This is a genomic window from Thermopetrobacter sp. TC1, assembly GCF_000746275.1.
Classification (GTDB): domain Bacteria; phylum Pseudomonadota; class Alphaproteobacteria; order Rhizobiales; family Aestuariivirgaceae; genus Thermopetrobacter.
In genome coordinates, this window is record NZ_JQKX01000008.1 from 1 (window position 1) to 13,321 (window position 13,321).

7 protein-coding genes, 2 tRNA genes and 1 pseudogene are annotated in these 13,321 nt (G+C 61.3%); 4 read left to right on the forward strand and 6 right to left on the reverse strand.

Features of this window, described 5'->3' with window-relative positions; all coding sequences use genetic code 11:
* From EK16_RS11795 to EK16_RS00885, 3 genes are all read right to left on the reverse strand, one after another.
* Window positions 1–201 (reverse strand): helix-turn-helix domain-containing protein (locus EK16_RS11795; protein WP_156098409.1); only part of this gene is annotated, 201 nt, incomplete at its 3' end.
* A 728-nt stretch (window positions 202–929) separates the two neighbouring features.
* Window positions 930–1,910 (reverse strand): hypothetical protein, encoded by a 981-nt coding sequence (locus EK16_RS00880; protein WP_038033728.1) that lies wholly within the window; start codon window positions 1,908–1,910, stop codon window positions 930–932.
* A gap of 479 nt (window positions 1,911–2,389) precedes the next feature.
* Window positions 2,390–2,465 (reverse strand) — tRNA-Asn (locus tag EK16_RS00885).
* Between the two features lie 295 nt (window positions 2,466–2,760).
* On the opposite strand from EK16_RS00885, the gene EK16_RS00890 reads away from it, so the two are divergent.
* The gene (locus EK16_RS00890) at window positions 2,761–3,069 is read left to right on the forward strand and encodes a hypothetical protein (protein WP_231573552.1); all 309 of its coding nucleotides are present in this window, start codon (window positions 2,761–2,763) and stop codon (window positions 3,067–3,069) included.
* Window positions 3,070–3,273: 204 nt separating this feature from the next.
* Here EK16_RS00890 and EK16_RS00895 read toward each other — a convergent pair.
* Window positions 3,274–4,485 (reverse strand): annotated as a pseudogene (locus EK16_RS00895) (ABC transporter substrate-binding protein).
* A gap of 304 nt (window positions 4,486–4,789) precedes the next feature.
* Here EK16_RS00895 and EK16_RS00900 point away from each other — a divergent pair.
* Window positions 4,790–7,480 (forward strand): valine--tRNA ligase, encoded by a 2,691-nt coding sequence (locus EK16_RS00900; protein WP_038033729.1) that lies wholly within the window; start codon window positions 4,790–4,792, stop codon window positions 7,478–7,480.
* 543 nt (window positions 7,481–8,023) lie between these two features.
* Here the strand turns inward: EK16_RS00900 and EK16_RS00905 are convergent.
* Window positions 8,024–8,097, reverse strand: a tRNA-Cys gene (locus EK16_RS00905).
* Window positions 8,098–8,610: 513 nt separating this feature from the next.
* Here EK16_RS00905 and EK16_RS00910 point away from each other — a divergent pair.
* Together EK16_RS00910 and EK16_RS00915 are read left to right on the forward strand one after the other, a co-directional pair.
* The gene (locus EK16_RS00910; RefSeq protein WP_197059562.1) at window positions 8,611–9,897 is read left to right on the forward strand and encodes a TolC family outer membrane protein; all 1,287 of its coding nucleotides are present in this window, start codon (window positions 8,611–8,613) and stop codon (window positions 9,895–9,897) included.
* Between the two features lie 98 nt (window positions 9,898–9,995).
* Window positions 9,996–11,384 (forward strand): DUF2497 domain-containing protein, encoded by a 1,389-nt coding sequence (locus EK16_RS00915; protein ID WP_156098410.1) that lies wholly within the window; start codon window positions 9,996–9,998, stop codon window positions 11,382–11,384.
* Between the two features lie 118 nt (window positions 11,385–11,502).
* Here EK16_RS00915 and EK16_RS00920 read toward each other — a convergent pair whose 3' ends face one another.
* Window positions 11,503–12,075, reverse strand: coding sequence for a YbhB/YbcL family Raf kinase inhibitor-like protein (locus EK16_RS00920; protein ID WP_231573553.1), 573 nt, complete (start codon window positions 12,073–12,075; stop codon window positions 11,503–11,505).
* Between the last annotated feature and the right edge of the window lie 1,246 nt (window positions 12,076–13,321).

Sequence of the window (13,321 nt, forward strand, 5' to 3'; positions counted from 1 at the left end):
CGAAGGCGAACGCAAGGGCCGGCGCGAGCGGTCGCGAAAGTCTTCCGCTTCGTTTTCCGCCGCGCGATGCAGCCATTTGTAGCCCGTGGTGCGGCTGATGCCATAGCGACGGCACAGCGCGCTGATGTTCGCCCCCTCCCGGCGGGCAAACATGACGAATTCCCGGCGTTGGTCCATGATCGACACCTCCTGCCATCCCATCACGCACCTCTCCGATTGCCCTGTTCGCGGTGCGTATAGTGTCAACCATGTCCCCGAACACCTGTCAGCTATGTCCCCGGGCTGAACACGTGTCCCGGCAATCCAGGGCCAGGAATGAGGCGTTTTTGGTGGGCGATGGTGCTCACCAGAAAGCTTGATTTGAGCCGTATAGAAAAAATGCCGGAACGGGATTTCATCCCGTTCCGGAACGTTTTGGCGGGGTATGTTACCCCGCCATCTGTGTCTAAAGGCGGGGGAAAAAACCCCGCCGAAATGTTCCGGAAGGATATAAAATATCCTTCCGGCGGCAAACCCTGAGCCCGGAAGAACCGTTCCTAACTGCCATCACCGAATGCGTGAATCGCCCCTGGATGCCCGGGACATGCCCGGGCATGACGTAAGTAATTGATATTCAAAGATAAATTAGCTATCTCCCAAGTTTGGACAAAGGGGGAAAGAATGCCTAGACAAAAATATTTGTGCTGTATGTGATTAATCACGCTCTTCATAGCGAAAATCCTTCGCAACGCACAGAGTAATTTAATTGGACGATAGTGGGCGAAAGCCTGAGGTCTCGTGCCGCAAACGCATGCATTTGTGGCTTTAAGTTTCCGGCTGATCTACGGTATGACGACATATATGTTGTGGAGTGTGAACGGCCGGAACGCCAGCGCATTCCGGCCGCAATAAAACATGCTGCAATGACGGGTTTCCTTAGGCCGCAGGTCTTACCGTTCCGCCACCTTCAGCGTCCGGCAGGTGCGCATGGCCGCGCGCGCCTTGGCTGCCGCCTTGGCCCGCAGGATCGCCTGCGGCCCGCCCTCCTTGAGCAGGCGGTAATGCAGGGCCTTCACCCGCTTATAGAGCGACAGCGCCACAGGATAAGGCAGCCGCTTGCAGCGCAAATCGAGATAATAGGTGCCGGCCAGCGTCACATAGCGCCGCTCCAGCGTTTTCACCGCACCCGCCCTGGCGGAAGACTCCTTGCGCGCTGCCGTTTTTGCCGCAGCCGTGCGCTTCTCAGGTTTTGATGCCGCGGGCTTTCTGTTCCCGGCCATGTCCCGCCTTGCCGGCCGCAGCATTTTCGGCCCGTGCCTGTGCGCCCGCTCCCGCTTGCGCTCAAGCGCGGGCAGGTCATCCCCTGCCCTGCCCGGGCGCAGTCGCGGCATTACAGCAGCGACCTGACTCCGCTGCTCCGTAGAAGCGGCGACCGCATCCTCCGCCCTGTTTCGTGCGGAAACGGAAGAAGCGGCATGCTGCTCACGCTTCGGCACAGAGGCCCCCTCCTGCGCGGTCTGTTCGCCCTTGTCCCGGGGCATGCCATACAGGGCCCGTGCCTGACGCATGGCCTCGCGCGCCGCATCAAGAGCGGCAAGGACGAAATCCTTGCTTTCCGCGGAACAGGCCTGTGCTTTTGCCTCCTTGCGGCCTTCATCCAGTGCCTTGCGCACCGCTTCAATGCCTTCGCGCTCCGCTGCGGCCACCTCGGCCTTGGCGGCATAATCGGCAAGCTCATCCTTGGCCTCGGGCACGAAACCGCAGCGCGCATTGAGCTCCCGCGCCTCCACCAGGATCTTCAGCGCCGCCACCGGCCGCATGCCGCCGTTTTGCGCCATGACCGGAAAAGAGGCCCCAAGGCCGAGAAGCATACAGGCGCCACCTGCCAGCATCAGCGGCAGAACGTTGCGCATGATCACACCCTGTTTCATCGTCCCAATGCTCCCCAAGTGCCTGTGCGATCTCCATGCAATCTTTTTGAGGGGATCAGCCGTTGTCACCTGCCGCGAGAGTGACCGCCCCGCCCTTAACGGGCCGTCAAGCATCGCCGGAAATTGAAGGAAGGGTTAATGAAGTCCTGACAACTGCGCGCACCAAGGCAACATCGAGGAAAGAACCGCAAAGACACGCAAGCGGCGGACAGAAAGGGTGCATGCCCTCATCCTCCCCCTGATAGGGGGAGGTCGGCGCGAAGCGCCGGGAGGGGGTCGGACCACACGCGCATGATGTTGTTGCCCGCCCCTGCCAGACAAAACGACACGCCAAGGAGGAAAGAAACGCCAGGGGCAGCCGCCTTGACGATGCCTTCACCAGCCCCATGCGCGCTTTGACGATGAAGGAATGGCGCAAGGAAGCGCTTTGTCACCAATGCGAATGTGGGGAGGAAAAGGAAGGGAAAGGGAGAAGAAGATGGCTCCCCGGGCCGGACTCGAACCAGCGACCCAGCGGTTAACAGCCGCTTGCTCTACCAACTGAGCTACCGGGGAACACCAGGCGCAGCCACCATAACCGGCGGTGCTGCTCTCTGCGCAGGTGCATATAAGCGAATGCCCGCGCCTTGTCAAAGGGCTTTCGCCCTAAAAGCGCCTTGCGGCCAGTGATAATGGCGCTTACGGCCATTCGCCTGCAAATGAAACATGAAATTCTTTCCATCTCCTTGCCTTTTGCGTGCATCCGCGCCACCTTTTCGCAATCGCCTGCACCGCATGATCCCGCCGAATTTTGGCGCGCATCGTGAAACCTGTGCGGCAATGCATTGATGCATCAAGAAAAAACGGTCACATGAAACACATTTCCATAGGCAAATGGCGCATTTGCATGCCGGCTTCCCGCATCGGGCGCATTATTATCGGCGTGCTGCTGATTATCCTTGGTTTTTTCGGCTTCCTGCCCGTTCTTGGCTTCTGGATGATTCCGCTGGGCATCGCCGTTTTGTCCTATGACATACCCGCCGTGCGCCGCCTGCGCCGCCGCTTCGAGGTCTGGATGTTCCGCCGTCTCAACCGCTGTTGCCCGCGCCTGATGGCATGGAGCGGTCTGTCACGCTCCGGCGCACAGCCAGCCCGCATGCGCAGAACACCGCCCCGCTAAAAGGGTAAAGGGTAAAGGGTAAAGGGTAAAGGGCATTGGTCTGGGCGATCAGCCAAGCCTATCAGCGCTTTTCCTGCACACCCCAAAAAGAAACGGGCGGAAAGGCTCAGGCCGCAAAGCCCCTCCTTTCCGCCCGCTGGTATTAATCGCCTGTGCAGCAGATCCGCCGTTGAAAGCCGTGAACACAGGCGATTCGTTTCAAGATCACTTGATGACGCCAAGCACCGTCCACTTGCCGTCCTTCACCGTCAGCTGCTCGATCACGCCCGGCACGTCGCCATTGGCGTCAAACTCATGCGAGCCGGCCGCGCCCTCGTAATTGATGTCCTTGCCCGCGGCCAGAAGCTTCTTGGCCTTGGCGAATTCGCCCGGCAGGATCACCTCGCCCGGCGCCGTGGCCACCGCGCGCAGGGCCTTGTTCAGGCCGGCCCGCTCCGCCTTGCCGTTCTTTTCAATGGCAAGCGCAAGCAGCATGGCCGCATCATAGGCCTGCGCGGCAAAGATCGCCTTGGGATCCAGCCCCGCCTTCCTGGCAATCTCGGCAAAGCGGTCCGCCCCCGCCGCCTTCGGCGCGCCGGGACGGGTAGCAATCACCCCTTTCAGCGAATCGGCGCCGATGGCCTTGATCAGGGCATCGGAAACCATGCCGTCACCAAGGGCAAACTTCTAAAACCCGCCGCTCTCCAGGGCCTGGCGCAGAATGGTCTGCCCCGAGCCGTTGGCATAGGCGAGAATGACGAGAATGTCCGCCCCCGATGACTCGAGGTTGCCGATTTCCGCACGATAGTCGGCCTTGCCGTCCTCATGCGGCTCCATGGCCGCCACCGTGCCGCCCTGCTTCTTGAACGCATTCGCCAGCGCCTCGGCAAACCCCTTGCCGTAATCGTTGTTCACATAGGTGATGGCGACGGACTTAAAGCCCTTGTCCTTCAAAAGCTTGGCCATCATCTGCCCCTGATAGGCATCCGAGGGCACCGTACGGAACACAAGGTCGTTGTCCTTCAGCGTCGTCAGCGCCGGAGAGGTGGACGCCGGCGAGATCATCACCACCCCGCCGGGAATGGCCGCATTGTTGGCTGCCGAGATCGTCGCGCCCGAGCACAGCGCGCCGACAATGGCCAGCACCTTCTCGCTGTTCACCAGACGGTCGGCGGCATCGGCGGCCTTGGTGGCATCCGCACAGGTGGTATCGCCCGTGGGCATCTCGATCTTCATGCCATTGAGCACACCACCGCTTTCGTTCACGCCCTCGATCGCCAGCTTCGCTCCCTTGGCGATCGGCGGCACCATGCTCTCAATCGGCCCGGTAAAGCCCCCGAGGAAGCCGATTTTCACCTCCATGGCCATAGCTGAAGCCGATGCGGCAAGCCCCGTGATCAGGGCCGCCGTCAGTGTCAAGTTCTTCAGGCCTTTCATGGTCTCATACCTCCCGTGCTTGCCTGATTGATTCACTTCCGTTTCATGCCACGCTTGCATTATCCCGGCGAACCCGCCGGCCGCAGGCCCATTCCAACCGGCATGGAACACGGAAATATCGTTTGCCGCAAGCACGAAACACTGTTTGCTGAATGCTTCTGCCCACATTACCACCTCAGAACACGCCCTTCCCGCTCTTGCGCAGAACGGTGAGCTGGTGTTTATACGGGGCAATTCCGGGCCGCGGCCTTAAAACCAAGGGGCCCTCTTTCGCCATTCATCCCAGCAACCTCAAGGATTGCCGATGCTGGAAAAGCATTTCGACCCGAAGACCGTCGAGCAGCGCCTGTATGAAGCATGGGAAAAGGCCGGGGCTTTTCAGCCCTCCGGCAAGGGCGAGCCGTTCTGCATCGTCATCCCGCCGCCCAACGTGACGGGCTCGCTGCACATGGGCCATGCGCTCAACAACACGCTGCAGGACATCCTCGTGCGTTTTGAGCGCATGCGCGGCAAGGACGTGCTCTGGCAGCCGGGCACGGATCACGCCGGCATTGCCACCCAGATGGTGGTGGAGCGCAAGCTGGCCGCGGAGGGCAAGCCCACCCGCTGGGAGATGGGCCGCGAGAAGTTCCTTGAGGAGGTCTGGGCCTGGAAGGAGCAGTCCGGCAACACCATCATCAACCAGCTCAAACGCCTGGGCGCCTCCTGCGACTGGTCGCGCCTGCGCTTCACCATGGACGAGGGGCTTTCCCGCGCGGTGCTCAAGGTCTTCGTCACCCTGTGGAAGGAGGGCCTCATCTACAAGGACAAGCGGCTGGTCAACTGGGATCCGAAACTGCGCACCGCCATCTCCGACCTGGAGGTGGTGCCGAAAGAGACGAAAGGCCACCTGTGGCATTTCCGCTATCCCGTGGAAGGTGAGGAAGGCCGCTATATCGTTGTCGCCACCACCCGCCCGGAGACCATGCTAGGCGACACCGCCGTGGCCGTGCATCCGGACGATCCGCGCTATCAGGACCTCATTGGCAAGCACGTGATCCTGCCGCTCGTGGGCCGGCGCATTCCCATCGTGGCCGATGAGCACGCCGATCCGGAAACCGGCTCCGGCGCGGTGAAGATCACGCCCGCGCATGACTTTGACGACTTCGAGGTCGGCAAGCGCCATGGCCTTCCCATGATCAGCGTCATGGACGAAACGGCGCACATGGATCTCAAGGACAATGCCGACTTCCTCGCCGGGCTGGAAATGACCCCGGAGATTGAAGAAACGCTCTCCTACCACGGGCTCGATCGCTTCGACGCGCGCAAGAAAATCGTCGAGCGCATGGAGAAGCTCGGCCTCCTGGAAAAGGTCGAGGATCATGTGCACATGGTGCCCTATGGCGACCGCGGCGGCGTGCCGGTGGAGCCGCGCCTCACCGAGCAGTGGTTCGTGGATGCCGCAGCATTGGCCGCCGGGGCCCTGCGCGTGGTGGAGCGCGGCGACACCAAGTTCTTCCCCGCCAACTGGACGAAGACCTACTTCGAGTGGCTGCGCAACATCCAGCCCTGGTGCATTTCGCGCCAGCTGTGGTGGGGTCATCGCATCCCCGCCTGGTATGGCCCGGACGGCAAGATTTTCGTCGCCGAGACGGAGGAAGAGGCGCTCAAGCAGGCGAAAAAACACTACGGCGAGCCGGTGACGCTTGAGCGCGACCCGGACGTGCTCGACACCTGGTTCTCTTCCGCGCTCTGGCCCTTCTCCACGCTTGGCTGGCCGGACGAGACGCCGGAACTGAAGCGCTACTATCCCACCTCGGTGCTGATCACCGGCTTTGACATCATCTTCTTCTGGGTGGCCCGGATGATGATGATGGGCCTGCACTTCATGCACGACGTGCCCTTCCATGACGTCTATATCCATGCGCTCGTGCGCGATGAGCACGGGCAGAAGATGTCCAAGTCCAAGGGCAACGTCATCGATCCACTCGATCTCATCGAGAAATACGGCGCCGATGCCCTGCGCTTCACGCTGGCCATCATGGCGGTGATGGGCCGCGACATCCGCCTCTCCGAATCCCGCGTGGAGGGCTACCGCAATTTCGGCACCAAGCTGTGGAACGCCGTGCGCTTCCTGGAGATGAACGAGATCGGGCGCTATGAGACCTTCGACCCCGCCGGCGCACGGCTGTCGCTGAACCGCTGGATCATCGGCGAGGCGGTGAAGACCGCGCGCGAAGTCACGCAATCACTTGAGGATTATCGCTTCAACGACGCCGCCGCCGCCATCTATCGCTTCACCTGGGATGTCTTCTGCGACTGGTACCTGGAGCTCATCAAGCCCGTGCTGCGCGAGGGCGACGCGGCCGCCCAGGAAGAGACGCACCAGACTGCCGGCTGGATACGCGATATCATCCTAAAGCTTTTGCATCCCTTCATGCCCTTCATCACCGAGGAACTGTGGCAGCGCACCGGGGGCGAGGGCTTCCTGATGCTTCAGCCCTGGCCGGAGGTGAACGAGGCGCTCATCGACGAGGCTGCGGCTGAGGAACTGAACTGGGTCATCACCTTCATCCGCGAAGTGCGCTCCACCCGCTCGGAGATGAACGTGCCTGCCGGGGCGCAGATTCCGGCGGTGCTGGTCAGCGCCGATGAGGAATCGCGCCGGCGCCTGAAGGAATGGAAGACGGAGATCATGCGCCTTGCGCGCCTCTCTGACATCACGCTGGCCGATGAGGTGCCGCCGAAAGCGGCGCAGATCGTTCTGGCCGAGGCCATCATCGCCCTGCCGCTGGAGGGGGTCATCGACCTCGATGCCGAGATCAAGCGCCTGGAGAAGGAACTGGCGGCAGCGGAGAAGGAAATCCGTTCGCTGGAAGGGCGCCTGTCCAACGAAAACTTCCTCACCAAGGCCAAGCCCGAGGTTGTGGAACAAACCCGCCAGCGCTTGGCCGAAATGCAGACCCGCCGCGAGAAGCTGGAAGAAGCCCGCGCCCGGCTGGCCGCCATGGCCTAGGGGCAATCATCTTCTGCTGTGGCCAAAAAGCATTCATCAGCGGATGCGCCATGAGTGATTTTTGATAGTAAGCATCCGCCTGCATCTGGATGGAGGTGAACAGTGCTACTGCCGGAAGGATATTTTATATCCTTCCGGAACGTTTCGGCGGGGTTTTCTACCTCCCCTTTAGGCACAGCTGGCGGGGTAACATACCCCGTTAAACGTTCCGGAACGGGATGAAATCCCGTTGCGGCATTTTATTTTCATAGGACGCAAATCAAGCCTGCTGGTGAACGCCATGGCCCACCTAGACCGCATCGTCCGTGGCCCTGGATTGCCGGGATCCCGGTTCAAACCCGGGACAGGTTTGGGCCCGGCAATGACGTTTTATTGTTGTATATCAATGAGTTAAACAAACACCTCCCAACTCATGGAAAGTCTTTTTCACGGCCGATTTGGCGGCAACAGCACGCTTGCTGAATTTCCTCGGCCAATGTTGGACTGATTTATGGGGTGATGAGGACAATCACGATCTCGTATCGCGTGATGTATTGGTCGGGATGGAGGCCTCGCCCGGAATCGAACCGGGGTAAACGGATTTGCAGTCCGCTGCGTCACCACTCCGCCACGAGGCCTCAAATCATCGTGGGCTTGCGGCTCTGATATAAGCCAAGCCGGCAGACTTGACAATCATTTTTGCCTCTATGCCGATTTCACCGTTTGGAGAATGGCGCTGCATGAAGGCCACAGGCGCGCCAAAAAGCGGAAGAGGCCCCCGTAAGGAGGTGACACGCCGCCTCGATGAAGCTAATGTCGGATCAATCAGATTCGGGGGAGCTGAAACTGTCCTGAACGTGATATGATCGCCTTCATCGCATGCATGCGATGAAGAGGCGGTGTCGCAAGCGTTTGCCCCGTCTGTTTGTTCGCAGCAATGTCTTCTGGGCCTTGGATGGATCATCCACACGTTACGGGGGCTTGAAATGGTGCCTGCTGGGAGGCGAAGAATGACGGCGGACAACATCCGTTCTTCTGATGTCCGGATAAGGAAGAAACCCGCCCCTCATGGTACAGGCACAGTGCTTGCCGTTGCCCTTTCGGCAATGCTGCTTCTGGGATCGGCGACACAAGCATCTGCCGAAAGCCTGATGCGTGCGCTCTCAAGCGCCTACATGAACAATCCCGATATCGCCGCAGAGCGGGCGCGCCTGCGCGCCACGGACGAAGGCGTGGCCAAGGCCAAATCCGGCTGGCGCCCGCAGGTTTCGGTCAACGCCAATGCCACCGTGGGCCACACCCATTCCAACCGCTCCCAGCCCATCGTCGGCAAGGGCGTGAATTATGATTCCGAAAGCGTCACCATCAGCCTCACCCAGCCTCTTTTCAACGGTTTCAAGACGGTGGAAAGCGTGCGTCAGGCCAAGGCGGCGGTCAAGGCGGGCCGGCAGAACCTTCTCGCCGTGGAGCAGCAGGTGCTGCTCGATGCCGTGAATGCCTACATGGACGTGGTGCGTGATCGCGAGATCGTCCGGTTGCGCCGGCGCAACATCGACGTGCTTCGCGAACAGCTCAAGGCCACGCGCGCCCGCTTCAAGGTGGGAGAGATCACCAAGACGGACGTGGAACAGGCCAAGGCCGCGCTGGCCAAGGCCCGCTCCGACTATGCCCAGGCGCGCGCCCAGCTGGCCGCCTCCATGGCAGCTTACGAGCGCGTTGTCGGCCACAAGCCCGGCGCTTTGCGCTTTCCGCGCCGCTTGCCGCCGCTGCCGCGCAGCCTGCGGGATGCGCTTGTCCGCGCTGAACGGCTCAATCCCGCCATTCTTGCCGCCGCCTACCAGGCCACGGCGGCCGAACATGGCGTCAAGGTGGCCTTTGGCGACCTTCTGCCGCAACTGTCCGTGACCGCATCGCTCACCGCCAAGCGCGACAAGCGGGAAGGCTCGCCCGTGAGTCGCACGCGCGATGCCCGCATCATGGGCACGCTGACCATTCCCATCTATCAGGGCGGCATGGTGCACGCTTCCGTGCGTGAAGCCCGGCACAATGCCGAAGCCGCCCGCCTTGGCGTCTCCAGCGCCCGCTTAACCGTGCGCAAGCAGGTGGCGGCGGCATGGAGCGGTCTGATTGCCGCCCGTCAGGTGATCGCCGCCGCCTCCGCCCAGGTGCGCGCAGCCAGAGCGGCCCTGGATGGCGTGCGCCAGGAATACAAGGTGGGTTCGCGCACCACGCTGGACGTGCTCAATGCCCGCCAGGCCCTGCTCGACGCCCAGGTGGCGCTGGTCACCGCCCGTGCCGAAAAGATCAAGGCCGCCTACGGGCTGCTGGCCGCCATCGGCGAGCTCACCGCAACGCGCCTCGGGCTGTCCGTGGCCGCCTATGATCCGACCGAGCATTATCGCGCCGTGAAAAACAAGCTCTTCGGCACCAGGCGCTGAAAAACCCGTCCATCTTTTTACGATCAGGAACGTTGCCGAATTGCTTTCGGCCTGATCAGGGCTTTCTTGGCACGGCCCTGTCTCTGGGGCCGTATGCTTTGGCCCGGCTCGGGCTTTTTGCGGTTTTCCCGTTCCGAACGATGGCAGACGCGTCCCATGCGCCATCCCGACAGCTTTCCTGTGCAGAAGATGTGTGCAACCCGAATCAGGGAGATTGTCCAAAACGCCACTTTCCGCCATGCTGTCTTTGGAAGGTCGGTCAGGATGTGCTGATTCGCGGCACACGAGAATCCGGCAGCAAAGAGCGAGCAAACACGGCGGAAGACCCCATGACCCGACAGGAAGACAGGCGGACCATGGAGGCCATGCTGGCCGCCATTCGTGACGCCATCCATCAGGAAACGGCGCTGCAGGTGGCGGGGCTCAATGCCGCCAGCCTGCCGGAAGAGAACCAAACAGAACACAACACGCCTGCCGAATCCGCTGAAAATGAGCCCATGTCCGCAAACGGCCTCAGCACCCCCGTGGCAGAGACGGATGAACCAGCTACAATCCCGCAGGCACGCCAGCCTGCCCCCGCCTCCGCCACAGAACACACGCCTGTAGGCGCTGAAGATTTGCTGGCCGAACCTCTGGCGCTGGAAGCGCTGCTCGATGAAAGCCTGCAGGATTTGGTCACGGCAGAACCCGACAACGCCGACGAAATCCATGCCCCGTCGGGCCAGGCTCCTGCCAATGAAGCCCAGAATTCTGAACGTGACGATCAGGAGAATTTTGCCGCCTCTCCAGCTGACACCATCCCGCCAACCGCCAAGGCATCTCTGCAAGGGGCAAACACCCTCTCGTCACAAACCGCGCCCTTTGCTCCTTCCCGTTCTTCGACCGCATCCATGACCGGAAAAAGCGGTTATGCTTCTCCCAAAGGCGGCATCGCCGACATACTCTCCGGCAAGATCAAGGCCGCTCCCTCCGCAAGGAGCACCCGCCCCATGCGGGCAGACATGGCGGGAAAATCGGATGCATGCATGAACCCTGCTGCGAAACCGGCAGGCCACGCCTCATCCCGGCCGCGCTCGTCCTTTGCATCTTCCGCAACCGAGGCAGCCGATGATTCATGGCGCACATTCTCCAAACCACGAAAGGCGCCCGAAGCCGCTTCAAACGCGCACCTGGATGAAGAGCCCCCTGCTCCGGATGATGACGCCCGGCTGCTGAACACTGAAACCGCACAGCGAGCCCGCGCCGCATTCGACCGCCTGCGCCGCGGTCATGCGCAGAACGGAAACACCTCGGCGAACCTGGGCCAAAAGATGCTTGCCGCTCTTGATGAGGAGGAGATCCAGGCCCTAGTCCTGAAGGCCTTGCGCCCCATGTTGCGGGACTGGCTCAATACCCACCTGCCCGCCCTTGTCGAGCGCCTGGTGCGCGAGGAAATCGCCCGCATCGCCCATGGCGCCAGTGACAAGGATCAGGGCAGAGGAGCCTGAACACCAGGGTGAAGAACCAGGCAATGCCTGCCAAACAGAAACAGGCGAAAGAGGTGTGGTTTTCCGCACATTCAGCCTGAAGAGGCAAGCTTCCCATCCAAAAACAGGGCCTTTCTTTTCATCGCTTGTAAAGCGCCGTGAATGCGGCTTGAGCGAGCGTATGCGCCCTGATCAGGGAGATCACCTGTTCGGGCGCCATGTCTGGCCGCACATCAAGCCGTGTGACATCCAGCGCATGTATGGTGAAGACATAGCGGTGTGGCTTGTCGCCTAAGGGCGGACAGGGCCCGCCATATCCGGCATGGCCAAAATCCGTGCGCGTTTCCACCGCCCCGGCAGGCATTGCCCGCCCGGACGCGCCGCTGGGCAATGCGTGCACATCCGCAGGCAGGTTCACCACGATCCAGTGCCACCAGCCATGTCCCGTAGGCGCATCCGGATCGAAAACCGTCAAGGCAAAACTTTTCGTGCCCGCCGGCTCCCCGGACCAGGACAGCGCCGGCGAAACATTTTGCCCCGTACAGCAATAGCCGCGATATTCCTGCGTCTTGTTCAGCCAGCGCCCGACATCCGGGCTTGTCAGCTCAAACGCCGCCGCCCGCCCCATGCCCATTATAGGCATGGCTGACAAAGCGCCGATGAGCAGCCCAAGCACAACCCGCCGCTGCAGTGGCATGTTCGTGGCCATCATGATGCCCTCCCGATCCCTGAGGCGGCATCGCCATATCCGCCTCGGCCCCGTCACGAGGGAATGATTGCATGATATCAACCCGCACAGGCCCTGGGCGATCTCATCCGCATTGCGGCTGATCTTGAGCAGGCGGCCCATTTCCAATATATTGACGGTGCTTGTAGGGAAGACCCGGTGGTGAGGGCAGCAACTCTACAGGCAGTAGGCCGGTGAACACCTACAGCCGGCCTTCATCTTTTTATGCCTGCAAAGCAATGCTCAGCCATCACTTTTCCAGAAACCCTTTCATGAGCTTCCTGCCGCGCTCTTGCACAAATGCCGTTACACCCGTCCCACGCCAGGAGCTGAACGCTTGAGCGCGCTGGGCACGCAGGGGGAAAGCACGCCCGTAACGTCAGGAGGAAAGGGTGCTCAGCACAATAGGATACCGTATCTGTTTTCAGCGCCCCGCGGCGCAGGCCGTGCGCAGGTGCGTGTCGTAAATCACCCACATCCCACCAGTCACGCCCGCCAGAAATGTGTCATCGGCTTGCTGATACACCTCATGTTGAAATAGGATAAATCGCGCTCCCGAGCCATGTTCGCCAAGCTGGCCTTGTTGCCAAGAGGGGGTGGCGGCCCTCCGGGAGCACATCTTTGACATGGGCAGATTGCCTTTTTGCGCATGCCCGTTATAGTCGCAATTGCGGCCGTGCTAACGGGAGGTGACCCGAGAAGGTCACGAGGGTGTGCCCGCCCCTTTGCGGCCCACATGACGCTGTGCATGTAGCGGCTGTGTTGATATGATGCGCGCCTTGCGCGCTCCTCTGGACAGAGAAGCGTTTTACGTGCAAACATGACCCTGGCGGCCTCCGAGCCATATTCGCCGAACCAGCCTTGAGCTGCGGGGGTTTGATGGCGGCCCCCCGGAAGCCGTCTTTTTGCAGGCCGCGTTGAAAGCGCCCTGCGCGCGCAGGCTTTCGAGCCATTCTCGTGCAACCGGCCACTGTTGCCGCAAGGGTCACGGCCCTCCGAAAGCCCGCGCGCTTTACGTGTCTGTGAAAGACTTCTATGATCTTCCCGGCAACGGCTGAGCAAATGGGGCATGTCCGCTAGGGGCATTCCGAGGTGACCCCTCCCTCGGCAGCCGTTGCCTTTTTGTGTAAAGAGGCCGCGGCAAGTAAAGCCGCGGATCTGGTGTTTGTCCACCCGGTGGCCTTGCGGAACGCCTGCTTCAATGAGGCCGCGGCAAGTAAAGCCGCGGATC

Coding starts and splice junctions, on each gene's coding strand:
- EK16_RS00920 (WP_231573553.1), bottom strand. CDS start 12,075: ATGATGGCCACGAACATGCCACTGCAGCGGCGGGTTGTGCTTGGGCTG.
- EK16_RS00900 (WP_038033729.1), top strand. CDS start 4,790: ATGCTGGAAAAGCATTTCGACCCGAAGACCGTCGAGCAGCGCCTGTAT.
- EK16_RS00910 (WP_197059562.1), top strand. CDS start 8,611: ATGCGTGCGCTCTCAAGCGCCTACATGAACAATCCCGATATCGCCGCA.
- EK16_RS00880 (WP_038033728.1), bottom strand. CDS start 1,910: ATGAAACAGGGTGTGATCATGCGCAACGTTCTGCCGCTGATGCTGGCA.
- EK16_RS00890 (WP_231573552.1), top strand. CDS start 2,761: ATGAAACACATTTCCATAGGCAAATGGCGCATTTGCATGCCGGCTTCC.